Origin of the sequence: Sphingobacterium griseoflavum (genome assembly GCF_014653155.1) — a bacterium.
Taxonomy (GTDB): Bacteria; Bacteroidota; Bacteroidia; order Sphingobacteriales; family Sphingobacteriaceae; genus Sphingobacterium; species Sphingobacterium griseoflavum.
Window position 1 is genome coordinate 238,640 of the sequence record NZ_BNAF01000007.1, and the last position, 21,486, is coordinate 260,125.

Annotated in this window: 21 protein-coding genes; 11 read left to right on the forward strand and 10 right to left on the reverse strand. The window is 43.3% G+C overall.

What is annotated here, in order from left to right; all coding sequences use genetic code 11:
• Positions 1-37: 37 nt before the first annotated feature.
• Together IE165_RS11135 and IE165_RS11140 are read left to right on the forward strand one after the other, a co-directional pair.
• Positions 38-1,012: a lysylphosphatidylglycerol synthase transmembrane domain-containing protein gene (locus IE165_RS11135; RefSeq protein WP_189626688.1), complete on the forward strand. Its 975-nt coding sequence runs from the start codon at positions 38-40 to the stop codon at positions 1,010-1,012.
• A complete protein-coding gene (locus IE165_RS11140) occupies positions 990-2,135 on the forward strand; it encodes a glycosyltransferase family 2 protein (protein ID WP_229826512.1) in 1,146 nt (381 codons plus the stop codon). Before IE165_RS11135 ends, IE165_RS11140 begins: the two co-directional genes overlap by 23 nt.
• On the opposite strand, the gene IE165_RS11145 is transcribed toward IE165_RS11140, so the two are convergent.
• On the reverse strand, positions 2,132-2,872 hold the full coding sequence (locus IE165_RS11145) for a lysophospholipid acyltransferase family protein (protein ID WP_189626689.1): 741 nt from the start codon (positions 2,870-2,872) through the stop codon (positions 2,132-2,134). The genes IE165_RS11140 and IE165_RS11145 overlap by 4 nt on opposite strands.
• A gap of 127 nt (positions 2,873-2,999) precedes the next feature.
• Here IE165_RS11145 and IE165_RS11150 point away from each other — a divergent pair, with 127 nt between their 5' ends.
• Positions 3,000-4,352, forward strand: coding sequence for an alpha/beta hydrolase family protein (locus tag IE165_RS11150; RefSeq protein ID WP_189626690.1), 1,353 nt, complete (start codon positions 3,000-3,002; stop codon positions 4,350-4,352).
• 33 nt (positions 4,353-4,385) lie between these two features.
• Here the strand turns inward: IE165_RS11150 and IE165_RS11155 are convergent, their stop codons facing one another.
• The 3 genes from IE165_RS11155 to IE165_RS11165 are packed head-to-tail and all read right to left on the reverse strand — an operon-like array spanning position 4,386 to position 6,371.
• Positions 4,386-5,096 (reverse strand): SDR family NAD(P)-dependent oxidoreductase, encoded by a 711-nt coding sequence (locus IE165_RS11155; RefSeq protein ID WP_189626691.1) that lies wholly within the window; start codon positions 5,094-5,096, stop codon positions 4,386-4,388.
• Positions 5,097-5,101: 5 nt separating this feature from the next.
• Positions 5,102-6,016, reverse strand: a complete 915-nt coding sequence (locus IE165_RS11160) for a lysylphosphatidylglycerol synthase transmembrane domain-containing protein (protein WP_189626692.1) — start codon at positions 6,014-6,016, stop codon at positions 5,102-5,104.
• 37 nt (positions 6,017-6,053) lie between these two features.
• Positions 6,054-6,371: a hypothetical protein gene (locus IE165_RS11165; RefSeq protein WP_189626693.1), complete on the reverse strand. Its 318-nt coding sequence runs from the start codon at positions 6,369-6,371 to the stop codon at positions 6,054-6,056.
• A gap of 58 nt (positions 6,372-6,429) precedes the next feature.
• Between IE165_RS11165 and IE165_RS11170 the strand changes: the two genes are divergently transcribed.
• From IE165_RS11170 to IE165_RS11180, 3 genes are all read left to right on the forward strand, one after another.
• Positions 6,430-6,993 carry a hypothetical protein gene (locus IE165_RS11170; RefSeq protein ID WP_189626694.1) on the forward strand — a complete coding sequence of 188 codons (564 nt, stop codon included), beginning with the start codon at positions 6,430-6,432 and terminating at the stop codon, positions 6,991-6,993.
• Between the two features lie 112 nt (positions 6,994-7,105).
• Positions 7,106-8,257 (forward strand): GDP-mannose 4,6-dehydratase, encoded by a 1,152-nt coding sequence (gene gmd / locus IE165_RS11175; RefSeq protein ID WP_189626695.1) that lies wholly within the window; start codon positions 7,106-7,108, stop codon positions 8,255-8,257.
• A 100-nt stretch (positions 8,258-8,357) separates the two neighbouring features.
• Positions 8,358-9,314 (forward strand): DUF8428 domain-containing protein, encoded by a 957-nt coding sequence (locus IE165_RS11180; protein ID WP_229826513.1) that lies wholly within the window; start codon positions 8,358-8,360, stop codon positions 9,312-9,314.
• A 300-nt stretch (positions 9,315-9,614) separates the two neighbouring features.
• On the opposite strand, the gene IE165_RS11185 is transcribed toward IE165_RS11180, so the two are convergent.
• The 5 genes from IE165_RS11185 to IE165_RS11205 form a co-directional block, all read right to left on the reverse strand.
• Positions 9,615-13,358: an ATP-binding protein gene (locus IE165_RS11185; RefSeq protein WP_189626696.1), complete on the reverse strand. Its 3,744-nt coding sequence runs from the start codon at positions 13,356-13,358 to the stop codon at positions 9,615-9,617.
• A gap of 89 nt (positions 13,359-13,447) precedes the next feature.
• The gene (locus IE165_RS11190) at positions 13,448-14,227 is read right to left on the reverse strand and encodes a succinate dehydrogenase/fumarate reductase iron-sulfur subunit (RefSeq protein ID WP_189626697.1); all 780 of its coding nucleotides are present in this window, start codon (positions 14,225-14,227) and stop codon (positions 13,448-13,450) included.
• A gap of 53 nt (positions 14,228-14,280) precedes the next feature.
• The gene (locus tag IE165_RS11195; RefSeq protein WP_189626698.1) at positions 14,281-16,215 is read right to left on the reverse strand and encodes a fumarate reductase/succinate dehydrogenase flavoprotein subunit; all 1,935 of its coding nucleotides are present in this window, start codon (positions 16,213-16,215) and stop codon (positions 14,281-14,283) included.
• Between the two features lie 47 nt (positions 16,216-16,262).
• A complete protein-coding gene (locus tag IE165_RS11200; protein ID WP_189626699.1) occupies positions 16,263-17,036 on the reverse strand; it encodes a succinate dehydrogenase cytochrome b subunit in 774 nt (257 codons plus the stop codon).
• A gap of 158 nt (positions 17,037-17,194) precedes the next feature.
• The gene (locus tag IE165_RS11205; RefSeq protein ID WP_189626700.1) at positions 17,195-17,782 is read right to left on the reverse strand and encodes a porin family protein; all 588 of its coding nucleotides are present in this window, start codon (positions 17,780-17,782) and stop codon (positions 17,195-17,197) included.
• Positions 17,783-17,843: 61 nt separating this feature from the next.
• On the opposite strand from IE165_RS11205, the gene IE165_RS11210 reads away from it, so the two are divergent.
• From IE165_RS11210 to msrA, 5 genes are all read left to right on the forward strand, one after another.
• On the forward strand, positions 17,844-18,059 hold the full coding sequence (locus IE165_RS11210; protein WP_189626701.1) for a hypothetical protein: 216 nt from the start codon (positions 17,844-17,846) through the stop codon (positions 18,057-18,059).
• A 3-nt stretch (positions 18,060-18,062) separates the two neighbouring features.
• Entirely contained in the window at positions 18,063-18,404 is a 342-nt protein-coding gene (locus IE165_RS11215; RefSeq protein ID WP_189626702.1) for a tRNA-binding protein, read from the forward strand.
• Between the two features lie 2 nt (positions 18,405-18,406).
• A complete protein-coding gene (locus tag IE165_RS11220; protein WP_189626703.1) occupies positions 18,407-18,877 on the forward strand; it encodes a nucleoside deaminase in 471 nt (156 codons plus the stop codon).
• A 96-nt stretch (positions 18,878-18,973) separates the two neighbouring features.
• Positions 18,974-19,582, forward strand: coding sequence for a superoxide dismutase (locus IE165_RS11225; protein ID WP_229826514.1), 609 nt, complete (start codon positions 18,974-18,976; stop codon positions 19,580-19,582).
• Between the two features lie 141 nt (positions 19,583-19,723).
• Complete coding sequence (gene msrA / locus IE165_RS11230; RefSeq protein WP_189626704.1) at positions 19,724-20,404, forward strand: peptide-methionine (S)-S-oxide reductase MsrA; 681 nt, start codon at positions 19,724-19,726, stop codon at positions 20,402-20,404.
• Between the two features lie 54 nt (positions 20,405-20,458).
• Here msrA and recA read toward each other — a convergent pair whose 3' ends face one another.
• Complete coding sequence (gene recA, locus IE165_RS11235) at positions 20,459-21,481, reverse strand: recombinase RecA (protein ID WP_189626705.1); 1,023 nt, start codon at positions 21,479-21,481, stop codon at positions 20,459-20,461.
• Positions 21,482-21,486: the final 5 nt, after the last annotated feature.

Here is a 21,486-nt window from a genome sequence, read left to right on the forward strand (position 1 = left end):
TCAAAATTTAGTAACATTGTGCTTTTATTTGGATTCGTTGACAAAAAAGCAGAAAAAATATTTAAACCTCCTGATCAAGCTTGCCATCGTGGCAATGGCTTGCTGGTTTATTGTCACCAAGGTTCACAACCAGAAAAACCTTCGCGAATTTCAGGCACTATTGGATGGTGTAGATCAATGGGCTGCTCGCACGACAGCCCTCGTTATCGTGCTAATGATGTTAATGAATTGGGCCATTGAGGTGGTAAAGTGGAAGTACCTGAGTCGAAGCATCGAGGAAATAAGCTGGTGGAAAGCTACACAATCTGTTTTCTGTGGACTTACCTGGGCGATCTTTACGCCCAATAGAATCGGGGAGTATGGTGGTCGAATTATGCTGTTGAAACCTGAAAACAGGGCTTCGGGAGCAGTGGCGATGGGCGTTGGCTTATTCGCGCAGCTCGTGCTTACCAGCGTTTTTGGAGCCTTGAGTATCGCATGGTTTGTCGCTACCTACCTTCCAACACCTGATTCCGTGCAGTTTGGCGTATGGCTCTTGGCGATCATATATGCTGCTGCCTTCCTTGTGCTTTATTTCAATGTGCACTGGATAGAGAGCTTGATCGGGCGCTTTCGTTTCCTGAAAAATATTAAGACAGTTTTCGCTATCTTGGAAGATTTCAGCTCGCGTCAGCTTTGGCATGTTTTATTGTTGTCATCGGCAAGGTTTACGATTTTTACTTCACAGTATATCGTGCTGATGCTCGTCTTCCTTCCTGGGATGCCATACACGGCTATGATACTAATGATCTTTATTTTGTTCTTTATCCAATCTGCCCTTCCTTCACTCGATATATTCGATTTCAGTGTACGCAGCTTTGTAGCCAGCAATCTATATAGTTATATAACCACGCAGGAGATCGCCGTTATGGCTATCGTTTCCTGCATCTGGTTCGTCAACCTGATCCTCCCTGCTATCGTAGGATCTATTTTCGTCTTTAATGTTAATTATGTCAATAGCAACAAGTCTTGATGTGTTCCTGATCGTCATGACCATCGTGTATACGTTTTTAGTGCTGTATATGCGAAGGGGTTGGAACCGTATTCCTGCGTTCACACCGGAGTCTGCCGGACATATCTTCAAGCGTAAGGTATCTGTATTGATCGCGGCACGGAATGAAGAAGAAAATATTGCACGTACGCTTGATTGTATGGTCTCTCAAGATTTCCCCAAAGAGTACATGGAAATTATTATTGTAGATGATCATTCTACAGATGCTACCGCGGATATCGTCCATGCTTATCGTGATCGAGGGGTGAAATTGATCCGGCTGCAGGAAGGTGATACATTAAATTCCTATAAGAAATTGGCGATAAGTCGCGCCATAGCGGCCGCGACTGGAGAAATTATCGTAACAACGGACGCGGATTGCCGGATGGGGGTGCACTGGCTCTCGACCGTTATCGCCTATTTCGAAAGAACGAATGCCATGATGCTCTCTTCCCCTGTCGTATATTCGGAAGAAAAAAGCTATTTTGAAAAGCTGCAGACATTAGAGTTTCTGTATCTTATTGGTCTAGGCGCGGCAGGTATTGGCAATGGAAAACCGACAACTTGCAACGGGGCAAATTTAGCCTATCGACGGGATGTTTTTTATGCAATGGGTGGTTTCAGTGGTATTGATGATCTTGCTTCGGGGGATGACGAGCTTTTCCTGCACAAAGTAGCGGAACGCCACGCCGATAAGATCCGTTTTTGCAAGTCGACAGATGTTGTGGTATATACGGATGCAAAGCCGACTTTGGCTGGATTTATTAGCCAGCGTCGGCGTTGGGCTTCCAAGAGTACCAAATATAGGGACAAGCGGGTGGTTCTGCTTGGTGTAAGTGTTTGGCTCTTCAACCTGGCGTTGCTAGCAAGTGCCATACATTTTTTTCTAGACCTACCCAACTTACATGTGCTGTTTTTAGTTGCTTTTGGGCTGAAGGTCATAGCCGAATTGGCTTTTATTTACCCGCTTTGTGCATTCGCACGTCGTCGGACATTGCTCTTTAGTCTGCCCTTTTTGTCATTTGTCCATTCCTTGTACCTCATTTATATTGGCATTGCCGGTAACGTCGGAAAATACAATTGGAAAGATAGAAAGGTCAATTAGTTGCCTTCCACCTTTTTCTTGATAATCTCTTCCACTTTTTTTACGACTTCTTCTGCATTCATACCTGTGGTGTCGATAGGATCTAGTACCTCCCAACTCATGGATGTAAATGGTCTTAAGGGGAACATTCCATATTCAACCATTCGATAGGATCCGTTGATGGCGATAGGGACAACCAATGCATCTGGAACTTTTTTTAACAACGTGGCAATGCCTCCTATAGAGAAAGGCTTCATCTTACCCGTTTTGGTGCGTGTGCCCTCCGGAAATATGAAGGTGGACCAACCCTTAGCTTTCATGTTCATTGCTAATTTTAGTATTTCCGATATAGATTGCTTCGGGTCCTTGCGATCAATATTTGCAGCTCCGCCGTGGAGCAGATTGAACGATATGCTGGGGATGCCTGCCTGAGCCAATTCTATTTTAGAAATGAACTTTCCATGAAACCTCCTTAAAAAGAAAATCAAAGGGGGGATATCGAAGGTGCTCTGATGGTTTGCAACAAATATAACTGGTCTGCCCGTCGGAATAGTTTCGTTGTCAATAAAAGAGGTACGGTTAAATAAGGTATAGTTGCAAGCCACAAGCAAACCGTTTAACATATCTACACTTTTTTTATGCGCTTGGTAACCGCCCAGTTTTAGACATAACCATTGTATGGGATGAAATAAGATAAGCGACAGCGAAAAACTGAAATAAAAAATGGGGGTAAGTATAAATCCGATTAATTTTCTCATGCTTAAAAATTTTGCAAATATACAATTATTACGGTGAAACTGCAGGGCTCTTCAATATGTCCTGTTACGGAATGTTCCTAAAATTGGTCGACATTTTGCTATCTAAAGCAATATAGATTTGATTTTGATGAGGCATTTTTTAGTATCGTTAGTTTTGATGTTCCAATCCTGCTTAGGTTTTGCTCAGGGCATGGAGGGCAGCTGGAAAGGATTGTTGTCCATTCAAGGAGCAACACTGCCGATCGTTTTCCATATCAAGAAGAATGACATGGGCGAATGGTCAGGTGAGATGCAGCGTGCTAGACAACCGACGTCGAAATTGATTTTTGACAAAGTGCTTGTGCAGCATGATTCGTTATATGTGAGGGCTTCCGCTATCGAGTTCTTTTTTCGGGGAAAGCTTGCCGCTGGAAAACTACGAGGCGTTGTTCAACAGCAAAATAAACGGTTGCCACTGGTTTTGGAGCCTTTTGAACCAGCAATTCAACGGCGTCCCCAATTGCCGCAGCCGCCTTACCCATATGATACTTTGGACGTATCTTTCGGCAACGGATTCGACGCGGTGCAGCTGGCGGGTACGCTATCGTTCCCTAAAGCGCACGGCAAACATCCGGCAGTAGTGCTGATTACCGGAAGTGGTCCACAAGACCGGAATGAAACGATGGAGGGGCACCAGCCCTTTAAGCTGATTGCAGACTACCTCACCAAAAAAGGTGTCGTTGTGTTACGTTACGATGAGCGGGGCGTTGGCAAGTCGACAGGCAACTATGTGCAGAGTACCATAGGCGATTTCAGCAGAGACGCACTAGGAGCATTAAGCTTTGTAAAAAAGCAAAAGCAAGTAGATTCCTCTCGTGTAGGGATCATTGGGCATAGCGAGGGCGGGCTGATCGCTGCTCTGTTGGCTGGACAAAGAGCGGAGAACATTGACTTCATCGCCTTGCTGGCCCCGCCGGCTATCCCTATCGATTCGTTGATGCTACTGCAAGCCTATGAGTTGGGACGCATACAAGGAATGAATGACAAACAGCTAGAGCAGGCTAAAGCGATAAACAGGCGTAATTTTGCCATCGTCAAAGGACAGCTGTCCGACCAGCAGGCATATACGGAAATTATAGCGAATGTTTCGCTCATTTTGGGGCATTTGACAGCTTCGCAAGAAGACGAATTCAAAATGATGCTGCTGCCAAGTTACCGCTATTTTATGCGTATTGATCCCGTTCCGTTTATCGAAAAAATAGACGTGCCGGTCTTTGCAGCTTTTGGTACCAAAGATTTACAGGTACCCTTTGCGCCAAATCTAGAAAGCCTGACCGATCACCTTCCCAACCGAAAGGATCATTTTCTGAAAGCCTATGAGGGATTGAACCATCTTTTCCAACAGGCTAAGACAGGGTCGCCACAGGAGTATGCGGAAATTGAAGAAACTTTCAACGAGCAGGTACTCCATGATTTGTCTGATTGGATCAATGAACGATGATCCAATCAGACGGATTGGGGCGTATGCACCGTGTTATGGCGTGTTTGTGGCTACGGGCAGTATTTTTCCGTTATAATATTTGTGTCCGTTTTGTGCAAATTCGGCCACATAGCGGCCCATTTCAAAGGCTAGCACAGCTGCTTCTGCACCGGGAAAGGCGGCTTCAAACATTTCCGTTTGTGCCGAGCCCAATGCTAAACAGTTTACTTTTATTCCCTGCGGCTTGAGCTCTTCTGCTAAGCATTCGGTCAGAATGCTCAATGCTCCTTTGCTGGCCGAATAGGCAGACAAGCCACTAAACTTGGAAGATCCCTGGTATCCCCCCATGCTGCCGATATTGACGATATGGCTCCCTTCGTGCATGTAGGGAACAAGGTGCTGGATCATGTTTACCTGACCCAATAAGTTTGTTTGAAAAACCTGTGCAAAATCCTGCAAACTAGTTTCCAGAAAAGGCTTATTGATCAGTAAACCCGCGTTATTGATAAGGATGTCTATTTTGTCAAACTTGGAGGTGATGAAGGGTATTAATGCATCGGGATAATTGTCGTAAGCGATATCAAATTGTGCTGGATACAGCTTGCCGCCATCGTGGTTGAGGGATGTTGCTATCTCGTGCAGTTTTCTCAGCTTATCTGCCGAACGTGCCAGCGCGATTACCTTGTTTGCTTTGTTTGCCGTTAAATCCAGTACGGCTTCAAAACCAATGCCGCTACTGGCACCGGTGATAACGATATTTGCCATGGTTCTTATTCTTCTTTTTCTAATTCTTGCTCGACCTCATTGGCCGTAGGCAGTTTGTTGGCTCCGAGCCGCTGCGGCCGGAAGATATAATAAATGCCCGAGGATGCCACCGTGAGCGAAATCATGTAAAAAATTAAGCTGATGAGTACGGCAAGGTGCCCATCTAATTGAAAATATTCTGCACCAAACGTCATTAAAGATTCGCGTAGCCCTACACCGCCGAGTATGGAAGGCACAATTGCGACAAGTGATGACAGTAAAAATAAAAGCAGATAGGGCGAAAATTTGCCGCCAAAATTAAGGGCGTATAAGATGCTGATGGCGCTCAGCGTTTGTAGGCCTTGCACAGCCAGCGCTTTCAGATGCGTAATGACAAACTTCGATAGGAATGGCTTGAAAAATAGCTTAAGGAAGTATATATAAGTAACCGTACCTATGGATAAAAGGCTTATCGTAAAGCTGTTAGGAATGGCGAGACGTGGCATGAAAATAACCAGGCATCCCGTTATCATACTGAGCGCCCATAGTCCACTCAGTCGATCGAAGAAAACTGCGCTCAATACTTGTCGCCCCTTTATGGGATAATTCTTTTTCAGGAAATAGATCTTGTAGCCATCGCCACCAATACCTCCTGGGAGAAAGAAGTTATAGAGCAAGCCCAACTGGTAAAGGCGGAAATTGTAACGTTCGCTGAGGTTCAGGCCGATGACGGATAAAAAGCTTTTCAATCTAGAAGATGCTACCACTTGCGAGCAGGTATAGCATAATAAAGCCGCAAACAAATAGATGTAATTACAGTTTTGGAGTGCGTCTCGCAAATCTTGGAAGGAGATTTTATTCGAAACCCAATAAAGCGCGCTAAGGGTAATGAGGACTTTACCTATATTTTTGAGGATGGACCAATAGCTTTTTTTGTTCATGAATGCTGCTTCGTATGATATGGCGGATTAAGTTCAACTAATTAAAAATGGACAGTACTTTTATGGAAAACATAATCAGGTAAAGACAAAGGAAAATCCCGGATAGGGCCAATAGCCAGTTCCATTCCAATTTAGCGTATTTTTCGCGAAGAACTGTGATGAGGAGTACTAGGAAGGATAGCAAGAGCAAGATGGGGGCTACGATGGACCACACATTCGTAAAGGATACCTGCGAAGCCATCGACTTGGGGTGGGTAAAGTATAGGATAACGGGGAGCGCAATAAGGATCACCACTATACGAAGGACCGCTTTGGCGGCAATTTTGCTTATGGTATGATTTTTGGATGAAGTCATCAGCGCAATTTTTATATTTGCGAATATACTTAAAAAATAAAAAACTAAATTTTACATTATGCGAAAACATATCTTATCTGTATTTACCGTCGTGGCTATGGTGTTGGTGTTGGGCTCTTGTGGGGCGCAGAGAAAGTCTTCTGGTGGTGCTGGGACATCAACCTCGGTCGGTGCTGATGGTCCTTCAGCGTCACAGTGGCGAAGCGGTTTAAAAGGCAAGTGGGTTTTAAACGCGGTAGATAGGGAAGATATCCCTGCAGCATATACCATAAAGAATATATTCGATGAGGCGCCAGTAGACTGTTTTATCGGCAGTGTTTGGAATTTACCTGGAGGTAATTATCGCGGAAGCATTACATTCAATGCCTCCGGAACGCTTTGTGCGGATGGGGCGGTGCGTAATATCGTTTGGTCAGTGTATGATGGGAAAGCAGAAAATACACATCCTCAGTTCCAGTTTAAGAAGCTATATGCTGGAGAGAAAGCTGCAAACGTAACTTCTGGTTACCGATTAAACCTCTCTTACTCTGATGGACAGTCTTTGGTTATGCGTATGCCTATCCCGTTGGACAACGGCGGAACGGGCAACCTCGTGTTCAATTTTACGCGTATGCAACAATAAAAATGTTACGGAATAAAGCCACGCATTTGCGTGGCTTTATTTATTTCGCTTATTTTAAAGATAGGTAAGGGAAAAACGTAAATGTTTTTAAATTTGCGTATTATTTGAAATTATGGATACAAATAAACCAAAGGTAGCTTTTGTAACGGGGATTACGGGGCAGGATGGCGCATACCTCGCAGAGTTTCTCCTTAAAAAGGGATACATCGTTCACGGACTGAAAAGACGGTCATCTTCTTTCAATACCGATAGGATTGACCATCTTTACCAAGATCCGCACTTAAGCTCACGAAACTTTATACTGCATTACGGTGATCTCACCGATTCCACCAATATAATCCGTATTATCCAAGAGATTCGACCAGATGAAATCTATAACTTGGCGGCGCAATCACATGTGAAAGTGAGTTTCGATACGCCCGAGTATACGGCAAATGCCGATGGTATAGGAACACTGCGTATTTTGGATGCGGTACGTCTGCTTGGTCTCGGGGCCAAGACACGCATTTACCAAGCTTCTACTTCTGAGCTTTATGGACTAGTACAAGCTGTGCCACAAAGCGAAACAACGCCGTTTTATCCAAGAAGCCCTTACGCTGTAGCAAAGCTTTACGGTTATTGGATCACAGTCAATTATAGAGAGGCCTATAATATGTTCGCTTGTAACGGGATACTGTTTAACCATGAGAGTCCGGTTCGTGGAGAAACTTTTGTGACCCGAAAAATAACACGCGCAGTAGCAAAAATTGCTCTGGGGCTGCAAGACAAGCTTTTTCTAGGCAATCTGTCTGCCAGACGGGATTGGGGGCATGCAAAAGACTATGTAGAGGCCATGTGGTTGATTCTTCAACAAGAAAAGCCGGAAGACTTTGTGATCGCGACAGGGGTGACGACTACGGTCCGAGATTTTGTGCGCATGGCCTTTGCGGAATTAGGCATAGAGGTTGAGTTTAGCGGTAAGGATGCTTTGGAGAAGGGTGTGATTATCGATCGGGATGAAGGGGTATTAAATCGTCTGGGAATCCCTGTTGAGAATATCAAATTAGGGCAAACGGTAGTCAAAGTTGATCCGGCATATTTCAGGCCTACGGAGGTTGATCTATTGATTGGCGATCCTGCCAAAGCAAAGACGCAATTAGGATGGGAGCCGAAATTTACATTACCTATGCTTGTTGAAGATATGGTCGCTAGCGATCTACAACTAATGCGAAAGGAAGAATATCTTCGTAAGGGCGGATTTCAAAGTTTGAATTATTTTGAATAAGCTATTAATGTTCGTGTGATGCGCTATTTGGAACAATTTTTGTTTTTAACATTCATTGCTAGTAATTCGATTACTTTGCTCCACATACGTCTAGATAAAAATGCACAAGAAAGCGGATATTGAGAAGGTAGAGACATACAGTTCGGAGAGGAATGTTCAGGGCGACCCGATCAAGAAAAGTAATTCCAAGATTTATTTTTTCCTGATTGCAATTGCTGCGCTTTTGGCTACCAATTTATATTTCTATGTAAAATTCAAATCTTCGGGTGAAAAGCTGTACACGATGGCTATTCAAAAGCAGGATTTACAGATAGAAATTGATCGTATAGAAGCTGAACTTGATAATTTGGTCAATCTCAAAAACGCAGAAATGGTAGATGCCAGTTTGGAAGATTCTGAAGCGAAAGCTCGAAAAGCAATCTCAGATTTACGCGTGAAATTGGAAGAACAGACTATTACCGAAGAAGATATCCTCCTTGCCCGCCAGGAAGTTACTAGGCTCAAGGGTGACGTATCCGATCTACGTGTCAACCTGAATGAACTGAAGGTTCGGAATGAGCTTTTAGAACGGGAAAATCTGGATCTCTTTAATAAAGTGGCATCCACCGATAAAAAAATAACGGCGCTCTCAAAGGAAAATATCCAACTCAAGGATAAGGTTACGATCGCATCCGGATTGAAAGTTTCTAACATACATGTAAATGGCGTCTCGGTATCGAAAAAGGGAACGATAGAAATCGAGAGCCGGGCAAGACGTGTGGATCGTTTGCAGATTTTGTTTTCCATAGCGGATAACGCTTTAGCTAAAAACGGAAATAAGGAAATATTCGTACGTGTCGTGGATCCTTCTGGTAATCTCTTTGGGGATGCAAACAACTTCTTTTACGTACACGGAGAGAAACTGCAATACACATTCAAAGATGTGATTAACTTCACGAATAAAGGCGAAGAGTACCAATTCCTTTGGTCGTTAGACAAATTCAAAAAAGGCGCTTATACCGTACTGCTGTACAATGACAATGCAATTATGGGACGTGCTGGAATTGTATTGAAATAAGTTACCAAACTTTCCCAATGTTGACGCTTAGCATTGGTCGACAAAAAAACTTCGATCCTTCCTGTAGTTCCGCTGTTATTCGTCGATTTACGGAATAGTAACATGCCGGAAAATAGTTCTGCGGTTGGAAACTCGCCTTCAAACCAATGCATTTGATCATTATTTACGTTTCACCAATATCAACTGTTGAACTTGTCTGGACCGGGGCGTGCTACACATGTATCGTTCTACGCCATAGTTGAGCTTCATATCTCTACATACCATGAGGTGCTTGTCGAGTTCTTAAAAAGCCCATGATGGCTAGTCACGGTATATCGGTAAGGTGATGATAAAGGTAGTCCCTGCATTTGCTTTCGTAACAAATTCGATCTTGCCGCCTATACCGGTAACGGTTTGTTTCACGAAGGCAAGTCCCAAGCCAGTCCCAGAACTTTTCGTCGTAAAGTTAGGCTTAAATATATTTGGGATCACTTCATCAGATATGCCATAACCATAGTCTTGAATCAAGATTTGTACATGATCTTTATCCGGATAACTTACTTCGACATTAATTTTTGTTTTTTTCCGGCCAACACTGGCTTCGATAGCATTTTTGAACAAATTGTTAAACGAGCGAAGCATTTGGTCCCGATCACCCAATATATAGATTGCCCGATCTGCCGTTTCGTTGTTCAGCACGATTAGTGTCGTCGACGTGCTGTTAAATAAATTCATGACCTTCAGTATTTTCTCGATAAGATTGATCTTCACCAAGTTTGTTTCAGGAAGTTTCGCAAATGCAGAAAACTCGGTTGCTATTTTGGATAAGCTATCTATCTGCTCGATCACGGAATTGGAAATCCGCAGAAACCGCTCGGAAAAACGCTCATCGTTTTCATGATAGGAACGCATCAATTGCTGTATGCCGAGCTTCATCGGGGTTAATGGATTTTTTATTTCATGGGCGACCTGCTTCGCCATTTCTCGCCACGCTTTTTCCCGCTCGGCATCCCGTAATTGTTTGGCACTCTCCTCCAGTTTAATCAGCATGTAGTTGTATTCCTTGATCAACATGCCAATCTCGTCATTCCTTTCCCAATAAAGGGGCTCATTGATCTTATTGGATAATTGGGTTTCGGCAAGTTTCTGGCGCACAATATCCAAAGGCTTTGTGATCTTGCTGGATACCGCTACCGCAATAAACCCAAACAGGATGATGATAAAGGTGTAAATATTCAAGATGGTGTTCAAGAGCAGGTTTTTGTTTGCCGTTGCATCCTTTTCGGTCGTATAATAGGGGATGTTAAGGTAGGCTACCGTTTTGTATTCCTCATTTTTTATCGTGGCATAAGCGGCTGCAAACTTGAAGATGGAAATCTGTTCTTGTTCGTATGCTTCTGACTTGCGCAGAACGGCAAGCTTACTCAGGGCCGCAGGGTTGATGTATTCTGATATCAGTTTGAGGTCGAATATCCTGGGTTGCGAGGAGTACAAAAGTTTGCCGCCCTTGTCGTAAAGGTTGAAGTTTGTCATGGTGGAAGGTGCCATATCCTTCAGTATTTTCACGATAACTTGGCGCGTATCTTCCCGCGTGCCCGCAATACTGTTCTCTATTTTCTTGGTGATTTCGGCTATTTCCTTTAGTCGGTTGGCGGATGTTGTTTCCTCTAGTTGCTTGTTTATACTGATAAATGCGATTCCGCCCGAGATCAAGATACCTAGAAGAACAGACATAATAACCAAGGTTTGTATACGTGTACTGTATTGTATGTTGTTAAAAAGTAGCCTAAAATGATAACGGATTCTATTCCAATGGAACGACTTGCTACTGACAGTTTTGAAGATATAGTTTGTAAAGTTGAAGAGACCGAAGAAAATCAGAAGCAATATAAAAATAATAGACCCCAAGGCCAAATATTCCCAAGCTGTTGTTTTTTGTTTGCTGAGTACAATTGTCGTGTATTGATCGGGTTTATAGGCCAAGTGAAGAAAATTGTCGTGCTCCTTTACGTCTATGAATTCGCGCAATTTATTCGGGATGTTGAAATCGTTTTCTGCATAATTGTATGTTCCATACTGCGTAACAAGCGTATGTCCTTTGTACAAAGCATAAGAGTTATTTTCAAATGCATCGAATTGCCAAGCAGATGATTTGCTATCCGACAGGATCTCTGGATAAGGTAAAAGCGTGCTATAGGCGAGATTTTTAAGGTTGATATAGATGTGAAAGGATTTGTCTGGATTGTTTTCGTAGGGGATGGTTAGGTGGGTGAAATACTCATGGGTGCCCAGTTCGCTTTTCAAGCGGTAGAAATTTGTTGTAAAGGGGATTTTTATTGCACTTTTGATAACTTTCTCTCTGTAGGCGGCAGCGACATCTGTCGCATATTTCTCTAGGGGCCTCCCCTCGTTATTGTAAAAAAAAGCTTGAAAATCAAATTTGGAGAGATATCCGCTTAAATAGCGCGTCTTAATATAATCTGCAATATAAGGTATGTCCGCCGCTGAATCATTTATACTAAGTAGCTTTTCGAGTTTGTAGTCATTGTTGATGTTTTTCTCGATATCCACAAAAAGCGAAACGGCATTTACATCGTCCTCCGCTAGCAAATGGGAGATCGATTGTTTCATGACATCCTCCTTCTTGATGCGGTTGTAATGGTTATACGAAAGGACCGATATGCCGGATAAAAACAATATCGTTGTGATGAAAGTGGAAAGTTGGTAAGGAGCAGAAAAACTGAAAGTTTTGTAGGTGCGTAGAGAGAGGAGGCAGCCGAAAAGGAGGCAGAAATACAAATGATGCCCGATGATCGACGTAAGGAACAATGCAATGATCAGACAGCCCAATTCCAAGTTTAAAATCTCGGTGATATCCTTGAGTATGTACCTTATCATTTGTATGATGCCATCTATATACAAGACCAAAGAGGTCACATTGAAACAGAACAGCAAAATACATAGCCAACCGTAAAACCCAAGGTTCAGAATTTTGGTGAAGTCATTTTCATATAGCGGTGAATGGGTAAGCAAGGTCCCTAAGAAATAGAACATGACCTCTGCAATAAAATAAACCGAAATGATTGCGAGGAAACAAAATATAATAGCGACCTTTTTTTTCATGAGCATTTTCGGTACCGAGAGATAGCGCTGTATATGCTTTACAAAGCATATAAACCAAAAGATACTCATCGTGGTCATCAGGTAAGCCCATACATTGGGTAAAAATTCATTATACGCGTAGAATTTCGGATCGAATAATTCTAGACTGGAATGCACGGCCAACCAATTCGATCGTAGATCAATGTAGCGGACGATAACCAGCACGGAAAAGAATAGCAGTACGGCTAGCCAAGCGCGTCCATTCTTGGCAAAATGTAGACATATGCTATTGGTAAGAATCAGTAAGCAGACGATTGCTGCAATCCAACAGATAAATTGGAGATCTATATAGATATTGTCTTTTTTTCCATCAATGAGTTTAATGGAGAAGAGGTAGTTGTTGTCTTTACTATAGACATTGCGTATATTTTTGTTATCATTATACTGTGCGATTTCTATGTTTTTTACACCGATTACACTCAGGAAATTATTGGTCAAGTAATTGTTCGGGTTTTCAAAATTCCGCTTGATTGGAACGAGAGCCAAAACGGAAACACCATGCTGTAGATTTTTTTTCTTTACAAGGAACGATCGGTTTTCCGATTGCAGATAAGCCGTTTTAGTTTGGATGCCGACATCGCTAACAGGTACGTAAATATTGGTTGACCAATGCACGATTTGATTGTCGCGATAAACATATAAGAAGATATATTCCTTTGCAAGGTCATCCGTTATTTTCGCTAACTGTATGGGATATTTGTCCACGTTTTGGAACGTCTTGACGGTTAAGCTATCGTTTAAAACATCATTGATCTTGTCTTCAAATCGATGGATACTTGCTGTAAGTTTTCGCTCATCCAACTGCAACATCTCCTCATCCGTAATAGTGAAATGTATGGTTATGGCCGTACCTAATAAAGATAATGTTAGGATCAAAAGCAGGAATCGAATCTTTGTCAGCATTTAAGTCCGTTTTCGTAAAATGTAAATATAACAAAAGTCCTCGTTATTGTTTGTAACGAGGACTCTTTATCCGTAATAGATAGGGTAGCCTAACTATGTGTATGAACATCCTCCTCGCGGAAGAATTTTGCTGTAAAATATTCACGGTTCATGCGTGCAATATTTGTTAATTTAATACCTTTCGGACACTCGGCCTCGCAGGCGCCGGTATTGGTGCAGTTACCAAATCCCTCCGCATCCATTTGGTCGACCATCGCTTGCGCGCGTTCGTAACGCTCGGTCTGTCCTTGTGGAAGCAATGCAAACTGGGAGATCTTGGCTGACACGAAAAGCATAGCTGATGCATTTTTACACGCCGCGACACAGGCGCCACAACCGATACATGTAGCAGCCTCAAATGCCTCGTCAGCGATACGCTTTGGTATAGGAATAGTATTCGCGTCAGGCACACCTCCCGTATTGACATTAACATAGCCACCGGCCTGTTGTATGCGGTCAAAGGATGTGCGGTCTGTTGCCAAATCCTTCAATACCGGGAAAGCGGCTGCGCGCCAAGGTTCAATAACGATAGTTTGTCCATCATGAAACGTGCGCATGTGCAATTGGCAAGTTGTAATGCCGTATTTAGGGCCATGGGGACGTCCGTTGATGACCAATGAGCACATGCCGCAAATCCCTTCGCGACAATCGTGGTCAAAGTAGATTGGATCTTCTCCTAAACGCGTGAGATCTTCGTTGACTACGTCAAGCATTTCAAGAAAGGACATATCATCAGCAATATCTTTCGCTTGGATCGTGACGAACTGACCTTTGGATTTATCATTTTTTTGACGCCAAACTTTCAGCGTTAAATTCATATGTTGTGCCATGATAGTATGGTTATGTAATAGGATTGAGCAAGCAAGCCCGCTCACCCAATATACTATTTATAACTTCTTTGTGTTAATTTAACATTTTCGAAGACTAATTCTTCTTTGTGTAGAACCTCAGGTTGGTTTTCACCTGCAAACGCCCACGCAGCAACATAGGTGAAGTTTTCGTCGTCACGCATAGCCTCGCCCTCTTCTGTCTGCGACTCCAACCGGAAGTGGCCCCCGCAGGATTCGCTACGGTTTAGCGCATCGTCAACCATAAGTTCTCCCAATTCGATAAAATCGGCTACGCGCCCGGCTTTTTCCAAGGACATATTAAGCTCATCGTTTTCACCCAATACCTTTACATCCGTCCAAAACTCTTTCTTCAATGCTTGGATCAATCCTTTCGCTTTTGTCAGTCCCTCTGCGGTGCGTGCCATACCGCAATACTCCCACATGATTTTGCCCAATTCCTTATGGATGTCATCGATGGTTTTCGAACCTTTCAGGCTCAACAGGGTGTTGATTTTGTCTTCTACCTCTTTACGTGTTTCTTCAAAAGCCGGATGGTTTTTGTCTACTGGAGCAAAGCTGCCTAGTTTGGCAAGGTAATCGCCCACAGTGAATGGAATAACGAAGTAGCCGTCGGATAACCCTTGCATCAATGCAGATGCCCCTAAGCGGTTAGCTCCGTGATCCGAGAAATTACATTCGCCCAACGCGTAAAGACCTGGAACGGTCGTCATCAAGTTGTAATCAACCCAAACACCACCCATGGTATAGTGCACAGCTGGATAGATACGCATCGGTTGTTCATATGGATTTTCGTCGGTGATTTGATAGTACATATCAAACAAGTTTCCGTATTTCGCTTCTACAGTGTCTTTGCCTAAACGTTTGATGGCATCCGCGAAGTCTAAGAATACGGCAACGCCCGATTTTCCTACACCACGCCCATCGTCTACCATTTCTTTCGCATTCCGGGATGCAACGTCACGGGGAACCAAGTTACCAAAGGACGGATATTTTCTTTCCAAGAAGTAATCGCGGTCCTCTTCTTTGATCTCTGCCGGGTTCAGTGCTCCAGTGCGTAGTTTTTCAGAAAGCTCTTTCGTTTTCGGTACCCATACCCGCCCATCGTTACGCAACGATTCAGACATCAAGGTCAACTTGGATTGGTGATCGCCAGTTACGGGGATACAGGTGGGGTGTATTTGCGTGTAGCAAGGGTTAGCGAAATATGCACCTCTTTTGTGTGCTCTCCAAGCTGCCGTAACATTACAGCCCATTGCATTTGTGGAAAGGAAAAATACGTTACCGTACCCACCAGTGCACAGTAGCACAGCATGGCCTTCATGGGATTCTATTTTGCCGGTAATCATGTCGCGGGTGATAATACCACGTGCATGACCATCGATCTTCACTAAATCCAACATTTCGTGACGGGTGTACGATTTTACTTTTCCCTTTTTTATTTGGCGGTTTAATGCAGAATAGGCGCCTAACAACAATTGTTGTCCCGTTTGGCCACGCGCATAAAATGTGCGGGATACTTGCGCCCCACCAAATGAACGGTTATCCAATAAACCGCCATATTCGCGAGCGAAAGGAACGCCTTGCGCTACACATTGATCGATGATGTTTACCGACACTTCGGCCAAACGGTAAACGTTAGCCTCGCGTGCCCGATAGTCTCCGCCTTTGATCGTATCGTAAAACAACCGGAAAACGGAGTCCCCATCATTTTGATAGTTCTTAGCGGCATTGATCCCACCTTGTGCAGCGATAGAGTGTGCACGACGTGGGGAGTCTTGGTAACAGAAAGTCTTCACATTGTAGCCCAACTCCGCCAATGAAGCTGCTGCAGATGCGCCTGCCAATCCGGTACCCACAACTAAAATCGTGAACTTACGTTTGTTGGCTGGATTGACCAACTTCATTTCAAATTTATGCTTTGACCATTTCTCGGCTAATGGGCCGGCAGGTACTTTTGAATCTAACATATTTAAATACTTTATATTTAAGAGATATGAATAGTATATCTTATATATTATTTAACGAAATAGAAATACAACGGCATCAACGCAAATCCAATTGGGATGAGTACGCCAAATCCCCACACTCCGATAAATCGGATAATCGGCACATATTTTTTATGTGAAAAACCGACGGTCTGAAAAGCTGATTGAAAACCATGAATCAAATGGAAAGACAATGCGGCCATAGCTAGTACATAAAAGAATACAAGAAATGGATTCTCAAAGGCGAAATCTACTTGCTTGTAAAGGTCACGCGCCTTGACAATTTCTACACCATTATCCGTGCTGACTTGGTAATCGATAAATTCATTGGCTTCCAATGCCCTCGAAGATCTTACACCGGTTGATAGATCCGTTTGGTATTCGATATAAGGCACTTGATCGTTATGGTATTTCCACCAAAAATTTTGCATGTGAGTCGCAATAAATACCAGAAGAACTGTACCAAGAATTCCCATATTGCGAGAACTCCAAGTGCTGTTCGCGTTGCCATCATACCGCGCGTAGTTGACAGGCCTTGCAGCTTTGTTTTGCATGCTCAAGATCAAAGCATACACAGCATGGATAACAATAGATGCATAAAGAAGATAGGAAACTACTTTAATAGGGGTGAAATGCGTCATAAAATACGCATAGTTATTAAAGGCATACCCCTCGTCGTTTTTAAATAACTGCAGGTTACCAATCAGGTGAACTATTAGGAACGTACATAAAAAAATTCCCGTCAAGCTCATGATCAGTTTTCTTCCCAGCGAAGAACTTAAAACTGGCTTTGAATTACTCATTATCCTTGATTTTATATATTGATTCGCAAATCTATTTATTTGTTAACAGAAATCTGACAATAGGCAATAAAATCGAATAATTTAGAACAATTCTAAGCAAAAGGGGCTATGTCTTTTCTGTTGACATAGCCCCTCTTTATCACGTGCCTTTTTTCGGTCTATAAGAATGCAAATCCCACACCAATTGTCCACATTCTGATTTTCTGGTTATAGTCGGGACTTTCGTTCAAGTCCGTTAGACCATGCTCATAGCGAAGGTCGACGGTAAATTTGCTAATGTCTGCGCCAATGCCTCCAACAATACCTGTCGATGTTTTCTTGTATCGATCCCAATCTGTCGCGGTAGTGAAGTTTACCTTTCCGTCTTGTGCGAACGAAAACACCGGGCCTGCCTGAACCCTAACACCTATTGGGCCCAAGCCGATGCGAGTTCCTAACAAAATTGGCACGTCGAAACTTTGAAAAGTTGCCTCGCCTTTTTCACCGGATTGTTCGAATTGCGCGCCGACCTTTTTACTGGCATAATACGCTTCCGGTTGTACATGGAAGCCTGCGATGCCGACGCGTCCCCAAGCCCCTAATTGAAATCCTGTTTTGGTGTCGGAATTGAAAAACCGTCCTTCGGAGCTTAGGCTGGAAAAGCCTAATGCACCCTTAACACCCAGTTTGAATGTTGGCAATAATTGCGCGTTGCTCATGCCTACAGCAAAAATCAAACAAATTAAAGTAAGTAGAGATTTTTTCATGTGAAAAATATTTGTTTATTTTATTACGTTACAATAATAACGTATTTTTTCAAGAATAGTTATGGCTACATTAAAAATATCTGATCCCGAATGGGACGTGCTTAAGGTAAAACTGAGTAGAAAATATAATCATTTAACGCAAGAGGACCTTGTTTATCAAGCTGGTCAGGAGGATATTTTGCTTGACAAGTTAGCGCGGCGGTTGCGTCGAACCAAGGACTATGTGCTGTTCACCTTGGCAAAGGAATTATCAAATTTGGAATCCAATCGGCTTTAATATATGTCGGGATTGATTTCGTGGCGGGATTTCGAACAGGTGGATCTTCGCGTGGGTACCGTTGTGGAAGTTGCTGAATTTGAAAAGGCACACAGGCCAGCCTATAAATTGCAGATTGATTTTGGGCCGGAAATTGGCGTGTTAAAGTCCAGCGCTCAGATTACGGCACACTACAGGCGACAAGAGCTTGTAGGACGTCAGGTCGTTGCTGTGGTTAACTTTCCGAAGAAGCAGATCGCTGATTTTATGTCGGAATGCTTGGTCACAGGTTTCGCGGATGAACAAGGAGATATTGTGTTGACTACCGTTGAGCGTATCGTGCCCAACGGTTCTAAATTGATGTAAGCATGCGGGTATTTCATTTTGACGGTGCGGCAGAAGATGACATTCATTTAGATGAGCGTTACATGCAGGAGGCGCTGAGATTAGCGGAGGTTGCGTTCAAAGAGGACGAAGTGCCCATAGGCGCCATTATTGTTAGCCAGGGAAAAATTATTGGTAAAGGTTATAACCTCACGGAACGATTGCACGATGTGACGGCCCACGCAGAGATGCAGGCTTTTACGGCTGCGTCAAATTTTATGGGCGGGAAATACCTGCAAAACTGTACCATGTATGTAACGATAGAGCCTTGTGTGATGTGCGCAGGTGCGTCGTATTGGACGCAGATTTCGCGTATTGTATATGGTGCAAAAGATGAGAAAAGAGGAGCCTCTAAACACGGACATCTTTATCATCCGAAAACCGAAATCGTTTCCGGGGTATTGGAGGAAAAGTGTGCCGATTTGATTCGATCATTTTTTCGTAATAAAAGGTAGGGAAGGCCACAAATTCATACTTTCTTAAAACATAACCTGCCGTGAATTTGTTATATTCGTGCTATTAATTTTATAATAATTAAAAACAGAAATATTATGGCATTTGAATTAGAAGCATTACCGTACGCGAACGATGCGTTGGAACCACACATCGATAAGGACACCATGGAAATTCACCATGATCGTCACCACCAAGCTTATGTAGATAACTTAAACAAAGCTATCGCAGGAACAGATGCTGAGAATTTATCCTTAGAAGATATCAACAAAAACATTTCTAAATATCCTGCAGCAGTCCGTAACAACGGCGGTGGACATTTCAACCACAAATTGTTTTGGTCTGTTTTAGGGCCAAACGCAGGTGGCGAACCCACTGGAGAATTGGCCGATGCGATTAAGTCAACTTTCGGTTCTTTTGAGGAGTTGAAAACGCAGTTGCAGAATGCAGGAGCTACTCGTTTCGGCTCTGGATGGGCTTGGTTGATCGTTAAGACAGATGGGCAGTTAGCCGTTACCTCTACCCCGAACCAAGATAACCCGTTGATGGACGTGGCCGAAGTACAGGGTACGCCAATTTTGGGTATTGACGTGTGGGAACACGCGTATTACCTAAAATATCAAAATAAGCGCCCAGCCTATCTTGATGCCGTTTTTAGCGTGATCAATTGGGATGCTGTCGCGAAGCGTTTTCAAGAAGCAAAATAGTTAGTCAATAGGTCGGTTGTGGCCTATTGTTATAGGAACGTCATTACTTTGTAGCTGATCCGGTGGATATTAAACTAAATCTCCGCTGTACGGTCAAAAACTTAGTAATGACGTTTTTTTTTATACTTATCTTATTTAAAAATGAGCAATAGACTACATAATTTCCTGACGATATTGTTAGGGTTTGCGTTCCTAACTGCATGTGCGCAGTCGAGTGGAAAGCGGAATGAAGGTGCCGATAAAACCGCGGCTCTTGCGCAGTTGCCGGCACATAGCACCGGAACTTTGGATACGGCTACATTTGGTGCGGGCTGTTTTTGGTGCGTAGAAGCACAATTTGCGACGTTAAAAGGTGTCAAATCGGTGCTGTCGGGCTACTCGGGCGGCAAAAAAGCTAACCCCACTTATAGTCAGGTATCTTCCGGTCGGAGCGGGCATGCAGAAGTGATTCAAGTGTTGTTTGATACAGCCACGATTTCTTATGATGAACTGCTGGAAGCCTTTTTTCTATCGCATGACCCGACACAGCTTGATCGTCAGGGAAACGACGTAGGGCCGCAATATCGATCCGTAATTTTTGCGCATACGCAGGAACAATTTAAAAAGAGCCAATATTATATCGATCAGCTGAATAAAGCAGCGGTTTATAAAGATCCTATTGTGACCGCGGTAGAGCCATTTGCCGCATTTTACAAGGCAGAAGATTATCATCAGCAATATTACGAGAAGAATGGGGGAGAAGCCTATTGCGTTTATGTGATCAAGCCCAAGATGGAGAAATTTCGCAAGGTCTTTAAGGATAAGTTGAAAACGAGCCGTTAAAAAAGGGTTGTCGAAATTTCGACAACCCTTCCATAGCCTATTTAAGTCTTAAAACTAATCTTCTAGTGCGGCGTGTTGATCCAGATCAACACCGCTTACTTCAGCCCGTATTTTTGCTTCCAGCTCATCGCTTAAATCGGGATTGTCCAAAAGCAATGATTTAACCGCATCACGACCTTGCCCTAATTTGGTGTCGCCATAGCTGAACCACGAGCCGGATTTTTTAACGATGCCGTACTCTACCCCAAGGTCAATAATCTCGCCGACCTTAGAAATGCCTTGTCCGAACATAATATCGAATTCGGCAATACGGAAAGGCGGAGCCACCTTATTTTTGACGATTTTTACCTTCACACGGTTTCCAGAAACCTCATCTGCATCTTTGATCTGTGATGTTCGGCGAATATCTAAACGAACCGATGCATAAAATTTAAGTGCATTACCACCTGTTGTCGTTTCGGGATTTCCGAACATCACACCAATTTTCTCACGTAGCTGATTGATGAAAATACAGCAGCAATTTGTTTTCGATATCGTACCCGTTAGTTTACGTAACGCTTGTGACATTAAACGCGCCTGTAGACCCATTTTTGAGTCCCCCATTTCTCCTTCGATCTCTCCTTTGGGTACCAGTGCGGCAACAGAGTCAATAACGATAACGTCAATTGCTCCAGACCGAATCAAATTGTCCGCGATTTCTAATGCCTGTTCACCATTGTCCGGCTGCGAAATAAGCAGATTTTCCACATCCACACCCAATTTCTGTGCGTAGTATTTATCAAAGGCATGCTCCGCATCGATAACAGCAGCAATACCACCTTTTTTCTGCGCTTCTGCCACAATATGGGTTGCCAAGGTTGTCTTTCCCGAGGATTCCGGTCCGTAGATTTCAATGACACGTCCTTTCGGTACACCGCCGATCCCCAATGCAATATCCAAACCCAACGATCCCGTGGAAATAGCCTCGATAGGTTCTACCGCTGAATCCCCTAATTTCATAATGGTACCTTTACCATATGATTTTTCTAATTTATCTAAAGTAAGCTGTAAAGCTTTTAATTTGTCTGAGTTACTCATATTTT

What these genes read in the sequence shown, in the direction of transcription:
- IE165_RS11140 (WP_229826512.1), top strand. Translation starts at nt 990, where the DNA reads ATGTCAATAGCAACAAGTCTTGATGTGTTCCTGATCGTCATGACCATC.
- IE165_RS11145 (WP_189626689.1), bottom strand. Translation starts at nt 2,872, where the DNA reads ATGAGAAAATTAATCGGATTTATACTTACCCCCATTTTTTATTTCAGT.
- IE165_RS11150 (WP_189626690.1), top strand. Translation starts at nt 3,000, where the DNA reads ATGAGGCATTTTTTAGTATCGTTAGTTTTGATGTTCCAATCCTGCTTA.
- IE165_RS11155 (WP_189626691.1), bottom strand. Translation starts at nt 5,096, where the DNA reads ATGGCAAATATCGTTATCACCGGTGCCAGTAGCGGCATTGGTTTTGAA.
- IE165_RS11160 (WP_189626692.1), bottom strand. Translation starts at nt 6,016, where the DNA reads ATGAACAAAAAAAGCTATTGGTCCATCCTCAAAAATATAGGTAAAGTC.
- IE165_RS11165 (WP_189626693.1), bottom strand. Translation starts at nt 6,371, where the DNA reads ATGACTTCATCCAAAAATCATACCATAAGCAAAATTGCCGCCAAAGCG.
- IE165_RS11170 (WP_189626694.1), top strand. Translation starts at nt 6,430, where the DNA reads ATGCGAAAACATATCTTATCTGTATTTACCGTCGTGGCTATGGTGTTG.
- gmd (WP_189626695.1), top strand. Translation starts at nt 7,106, where the DNA reads ATGGATACAAATAAACCAAAGGTAGCTTTTGTAACGGGGATTACGGGG.
- IE165_RS11180 (WP_229826513.1), top strand. Translation starts at nt 8,358, where the DNA reads ATGCACAAGAAAGCGGATATTGAGAAGGTAGAGACATACAGTTCGGAG.
- IE165_RS11185 (WP_189626696.1), bottom strand. Translation starts at nt 13,358, where the DNA reads ATGCTGACAAAGATTCGATTCCTGCTTTTGATCCTAACATTATCTTTA.
- IE165_RS11190 (WP_189626697.1), bottom strand. Translation starts at nt 14,227, where the DNA reads ATGGCACAACATATGAATTTAACGCTGAAAGTTTGGCGTCAAAAAAAT.
- IE165_RS11195 (WP_189626698.1), bottom strand. Translation starts at nt 16,215, where the DNA reads ATGTTAGATTCAAAAGTACCTGCCGGCCCATTAGCCGAGAAATGGTCA.
- IE165_RS11200 (WP_189626699.1), bottom strand. Translation starts at nt 17,036, where the DNA reads ATGAGTAATTCAAAGCCAGTTTTAAGTTCTTCGCTGGGAAGAAAACTG.
- IE165_RS11205 (WP_189626700.1), bottom strand. Translation starts at nt 17,782, where the DNA reads ATGAAAAAATCTCTACTTACTTTAATTTGTTTGATTTTTGCTGTAGGC.
- IE165_RS11210 (WP_189626701.1), top strand. Translation starts at nt 17,844, where the DNA reads ATGGCTACATTAAAAATATCTGATCCCGAATGGGACGTGCTTAAGGTA.
- IE165_RS11215 (WP_189626702.1), top strand. Translation starts at nt 18,063, where the DNA reads ATGTCGGGATTGATTTCGTGGCGGGATTTCGAACAGGTGGATCTTCGC.
- IE165_RS11220 (WP_189626703.1), top strand. Translation starts at nt 18,407, where the DNA reads ATGCGGGTATTTCATTTTGACGGTGCGGCAGAAGATGACATTCATTTA.
- IE165_RS11225 (WP_229826514.1), top strand. Translation starts at nt 18,974, where the DNA reads ATGGCATTTGAATTAGAAGCATTACCGTACGCGAACGATGCGTTGGAA.
- msrA (WP_189626704.1), top strand. Translation starts at nt 19,724, where the DNA reads ATGAGCAATAGACTACATAATTTCCTGACGATATTGTTAGGGTTTGCG.
- recA (WP_189626705.1), bottom strand. Translation starts at nt 21,481, where the DNA reads ATGAGTAACTCAGACAAATTAAAAGCTTTACAGCTTACTTTAGATAAA.